General features: G+C 46.9%; 5 protein-coding genes and 1 pseudogene. 2 read left to right on the top strand and 4 right to left on the bottom strand.

The genetic code is table 11. From position 1 onward, the window contains the following. Together AQR02_RS34250 and AQR02_RS13755 are read right to left on the bottom strand one after the other, a co-directional pair. A partial coding sequence (locus AQR02_RS34250) for an MDR/zinc-dependent alcohol dehydrogenase-like family protein (RefSeq protein WP_483414279.1) occupies window positions 1-483 on the bottom strand: 483 nt, incomplete at its 3' end. Between the two features lie 89 nt (window positions 484-572). Continuing rightward, window positions 573-1776: pseudogene (locus AQR02_RS13755) on the bottom strand (macrolide family glycosyltransferase). 303 nt (window positions 1777-2079) lie between these two features. Here AQR02_RS13755 and AQR02_RS13760 point away from each other — a divergent pair. Together AQR02_RS13760 and AQR02_RS13765 are read left to right on the top strand one after the other, a co-directional pair. Next, complete coding sequence (locus AQR02_RS13760; RefSeq protein WP_082451844.1) at window positions 2080-3108, top strand: D-cysteine desulfhydrase family protein; 1029 nt, start codon at window positions 2080-2082, stop codon at window positions 3106-3108. A gap of 6 nt (window positions 3109-3114) precedes the next feature. After that, window positions 3115-3630, top strand: a complete 516-nt coding sequence (locus AQR02_RS13765) for a DinB family protein (RefSeq protein ID WP_054940979.1) — start codon at window positions 3115-3117, stop codon at window positions 3628-3630. Between the two features lie 80 nt (window positions 3631-3710). Here AQR02_RS13765 and AQR02_RS13770 read toward each other — a convergent pair whose 3' ends face one another. After that, a complete protein-coding gene (locus AQR02_RS13770; RefSeq protein ID WP_280818642.1) occupies window positions 3711-4256 on the bottom strand; it encodes a CGNR zinc finger domain-containing protein in 546 nt (181 codons plus the stop codon). 174 nt (window positions 4257-4430) lie between these two features. After that, window positions 4431-4799 (bottom strand): hypothetical protein, encoded by a 369-nt coding sequence (locus tag AQR02_RS32865; RefSeq protein ID WP_054940981.1) that lies wholly within the window; start codon window positions 4797-4799, stop codon window positions 4431-4433. Between the last annotated feature and the right edge of the window lie 269 nt (window positions 4800-5068).

A 5068-nucleotide genomic window follows, 5' to 3' on the forward strand; every position in this document is an offset into this window, starting at 1 on the left:
CTTCTTGGCCCCAAGGCCTCTGGCAATTTGAACCGCTAAACTGCCGGATACACCCGTAGCGCCATTAATCAACACCGTTTGACCGGATTTGAAGCCTGCCCGAAATACCAATGCAGCCCATGATGACATTGCCGGGTTGGCAATAGCGGCAGCAGTGAGATCATCAATATTATTTGGTAAAGGGACAATCAGCTTTTCGTTGACAATGGTTTGCTCAGCCAAACTTCCATAAGGTGCAGCAGGCAGCGCAAAGAAAACACGGGTCCCGTCTTCCAATGTTCCAACCCCGTCAATACCGGCTACAATTGGAAAATTCACTTCAGATGAATAGTGCATACCCATTGAACGGAACTTGCTAACACGGCTCAACGCTGTAGCTGAAATGTTAATTATTACTTGTCCATCTGCCCTAACGGGGGAATCAAAATAACCCAATACAGGAACTGTCCCCTTCTCCTTCACAATAGCCGCCTTCATAGTCATACACCCTTCTTCCACTTCAATTTATGTGCATTTTGCACATAAATAAGCATACCATAAATTACGTGCAAAATGCACACTTCTACCGAGCTTCAATTTCGCATTGACTTACCTCTAAATTGGAAAATCTCGTTTACGGCCTGATGAGACCCGCCTGCTTTTCGAAAGGACTCCCTAATATTTGCGACAGATTGCTTGAAGGATGAGTGACTTAACACATGGTCTGCGGCTTCCCGTAGTTGATTTGCGGTCAAGCTTTGCATTTGTAATTGCATGCCTGCTCCAATATTGGCGACTTGCCTGGCAAGGATCGGCTGGTCCGCGCTTTGCGGGATTACAATTAGCGGAACCCCGTAATAGAGACCTTCATGGGTACTGTTCATTCCGCCATGGGTAATGAATAATTTCGCGTGTTGCAAGACATCCGTTTGAGGAACGTAATTTTTAACGGTGAAGTTTTTAGGAATTTCCCCTAAATCTGATATTTGAACTTTATTCCCAATTGCCATGACAATCGGATGATCCGTGTTCTTAAATGCTTCCAAACATAGCTTATAGAAATCAATGGCTTGGTTAAATACGGTACCGAGTGAAATGTAAATAAGGTCTTTTCCCCCGATTGCAGGAGACAAAGGTTTCTTGAGTGAATCCTGAAGTGATGCATGGGCCTACAAATTTATACGTTTGGTCGAACGCTTCTTCATCCGGCTGAAACTCTCTTGTTGTAAAAACAATTGTAAGCGGTGCAGGATTACAAAACACTTCGTAAGGAGAATGGATCTCCACATCGTATTTTTCCTTCATCATTGCCGTCAGGCTATTAAATTTATGCTTTATAGGTTCAGCTATTTCGGGAGAGACTTCTGTGAACAATGGTTCCAGCATTTTATCGAATGAATCTTTGGTCTGCACAAACGAAGTGGAAGAGTTGACTGCAGGAAGCTTAAGAATATGAGCAAGCAAATGTCCGCAGCCAAACATGGAATCGTGGATGATGTAATCGAAATGCTCTCCTTCGATCTGTTCAAGTACGCTTGGTATAATGATATCTGCTGTGAGTAAAAGACCGTTAACTCTCTCAAGTACATAGTTTCTTCCGCCTGAGATAAAGGCTTTGATCAATCTTTGACCATCAAAGGTTCTTACCGAAGCCCCCGTCTTCTCCATTCGTTCCCGGAAAGCCTCTATACAAAAGTACACCACCTCTTCTCCACGCGAAATCAGCTCCTGCACCACTCCGATCGTTGGATTGATATGTCCCTCTGATCCGCCATTAATAAACAAAACACGTGCCATATACTCCACTCCTTAAGTATACTGTTCGTTCCCACCCGTTCCATGCTCATTTTAGCAGCAAAGAGGCGATGCCTGCCACGGATACTAGCAGAAAAGCCGGATATTATCGCGGTCACTCTTTAGTATGTATACGACTGGCCTTTTTCATAACGGGAACGTTTTCGTTACGACTGCATATGCCTGATCATTAGGGACGGCTTCACAAACTAACCCTTTGAATTATAATTGACGGTTAGTTTGTTCGGTGTTAAATTTAATATCACATCACGCAAAATAAAAAACTAAACTCATGGAGGAGATGAAGTGAACGCAATCGGATCATTGCCACGCGTCAGGTTAGGGGTTTGGCCCACTCCCTTACAGCCTGCAGAACAGTTGTCCTTGCAATTAGGCTGTCCTCTCTATATCAAAAGAGAAGATATGAGCGGGCTTGGAGGTGGCGGGAATAAAGCGAGAAAACTCGAATTTCAGCTCGGTAAGGCAATAACAGACGGTATAACCCATGTGATTACAACAGGAGCCGTACAGTCCAATCACGCCCATCTTACAGCCGCTGCTTCCCGCAAGCTCGGATTAAAGCCCCATCTGGTGTTGAGCGGTATCCCGGGTAAGGAAAAACACGGAAATTTATTCTTGGATCACTTGTTGGAATCTGAGTTTACTTTTGTCACTCCCCCTGCCGGGCGTCCACCGCTGGAGGTGGTCAATGAAGTCATGGCTGAAGTGGCCAGCCAAATTACGAACAAAGGCGGTAAGCCCTGCATCATTCCTGAAGGCGGCACAGACCCTCTAGGGACAGTAGGCTATATTCTTGCCGTGGAAGAGCTGGTTCAGCAGCTCGATTCGCTCGGGTTGTATATGAAAAGGATCCTTGTTGTCGTTGCGACAGGCACATGTGGAACACATGCCGGGTTAGTGGCCGGAGCCAGCGTTGTATCCCATTCGCTCGATATTTTGGGTGTCAGCGTAAGCGGCAAAACGCCTGTCAAAATGGAGAAAACGGCAAAAGTGGCTACCGAAACATTGCGTCTTGCCGGGTATGGGCATGAGGTGTTGCCTGACGAGATTTGGATAGAGGATCGTTTTATCGGAGCTGGATATGGAGAGGTCACGGAGGAGTGCTGTCATGCGATTTATACCACTGCCGCAACCGAGGGGATCTTCCTTGATCCTGTGTATACCGGAAAAGCGATGGCGGCGCTGCTGCATATGGGACAGACTGGACAGTTAACCCAGTATGACGCGGCTGTATTCGTTCATACTGGAGGTTTCCCGCTGTTATTCCAATATGATTCAGCTATTACTTCCTATAATAAAATGAAAGTGAGATGAAGAAAGATGTCAATAAATGGACAGCAAACGACTATCGCTGCTGAGGTCGGCAAAGATTTGAAAGTGATTGCTGAAGGTCTGCTGGAGGATGTCTTCAAAATTATTCGAAACCTTCCTCCCGAAGCATTGAACTGGAAGCCAGAGCATATGAACAACAGCCCTTTTGTCCTTGCCTATCATTTGCTTGGCTCTGCAGGCTATTGGATCGGCGAAGTCGTGGGCGGCATTCCGGCGGACCGCAACCGGGCTAATGAATTTGGCGTATCCGGCGATCATGAACAATTGGAGGATTTGTTGACCGAGACCCAAAAAAGACTCGCCATGACGTTCGATAATATTCAGGACAGCCAGTTGCTGCCTGCTCCCATCGATTTAAGCCGCGGCGTTCTGTGCTGGGGAGAAGTTCCTGAGGAGGGCCGCACAGCTGCATGGGTGCTCGTCCACGATCTTTGCCATATTGCTTACACACTGGGGCAACTGGACCGCATTAACTGCCTTTGGGAAACCCGCAGTAAAGCGTAATGTTTATCCACGAATTAAAGGGCAGAACTCCTACTGATAGGAGTTCTGCCCTTTATTTGATTGGTCTTCTCATTTACGAATCAACTCCCTGGCTGCTCTTCAGATTTCAGCTTAAATCTCGAAGCTTTCATTCGATTTCCGCATAATTTCATGGAGCACCATTTCCGTTTGCCGGTAGAATCCAAGTAGAGCCAGATACATTGAGGATTCTCACAGCGGTGCAGCTCAGGAAGCTTGCCGCTTGTGCAAATATCCAAGGCGTCTAGAGCGATCAGGGAGAGAAGCGATGATTGAAAAGATCCAGCAGGTACGGGAATCAGGCGGTCTTCCTTATATTTATAGGCAAATGGTGCGTTCTTGGTGAATTGTTCCAACTTCTCGATCAATTCAAGGGGGGGAATTCCGTTGTTCGCGGCTTTTTCAAACAGTTCACGAATAATTGCCCGTAATGGCTTAAGCACATTAAGCACTCTTTCATCCGGCTGTCCGGCAAGGTCGGCGAACTGTTCCTGTGAAAAAGCCCCCATGTGTACCAGCGTTTGAAACCAGTGTATGAGGTCATCTATATTGGAGAGCAAATCAACTCGCTTCCCTCTCCTCATTTCTTCTGTATTAATCAAATCCAGTGACGGATTACCGGAAAAAAATTAAATTTAGCCTTCATGATAACTCCTTAAGCAGCTTAGTTATTGTCATCCTATTATCTTATCACAATCACAATCAAAAGTTCTGACAAAGCATCCCGAAAAATCGCACAACAAAAAAGAACAGCCGCAGGCTGTTCTTTTTCAATTCCCGCCTTAGAAGCAGGTGAACGAGCTAATCCGGTTCAAATCGATGCCGAAATACCCCCAGAAGAACCCAAACCATCTGAACCCTGCAACAGAATTACGTCCGACGAATACCGGGTAGAACCAGAATTGCTCGCCGTTATTCAGCCAAATATAGGTGTTGCGGAACAGGCAGCGTCTGATCCCGCCAGGGTCGACGGCATATGGGGTGGCTGACATTTGCGGTACGAATTGCGGCGGCGGAGCCGTCGGCGCTTGAACGCCCCCCGGTGCACCTCCTGGAGTTCCTGGAAATCCGCCTGGTCCCCCCGGTCCTCCTGGTCCTCCTGGGAACCCCGGAAATCCCGGGCCGGGTCCCGGCGTTGGAAAAAATCCCATATGTGATCGCTCCTTTCATTGAGTAGGCATAATCATCATATGTATTAGCGGAGAAGGCGCCTGGGCGAATTCATAAAAAAATAAATTTTCTTGGCCTGCTAAATCCTCTTTAAGAAATAACTTATGCAGCTTCAACCGAGTGTGCATCCGCCTGCTTGCGCCGAAAGAAGGGCTTGCCCTTGGACCAATTGATGAATGGCTGCTCTATGACATAATAAGAGATCGTCGCCGCCGCATACGAGATTGCAACAACCGATATACTGATGCCC

The organism is Paenibacillus ihuae, from assembly GCF_001368795.1.
GTDB classification, from domain to species: Bacteria; Bacillota; Bacilli; order Paenibacillales; family Paenibacillaceae; genus Paenibacillus_AQ; species Paenibacillus_AQ ihuae.

What these genes read in the sequence shown, in the direction of transcription:
- AQR02_RS13765 (WP_054940979.1), top strand. Translation starts at nt 3,115, where the DNA reads ATGTCAATAAATGGACAGCAAACGACTATCGCTGCTGAGGTCGGCAAA.
- AQR02_RS32865 (WP_054940981.1), bottom strand. Translation starts at nt 4,799, where the DNA reads ATGGGATTTTTTCCAACGCCGGGACCCGGCCCGGGATTTCCGGGGTTC.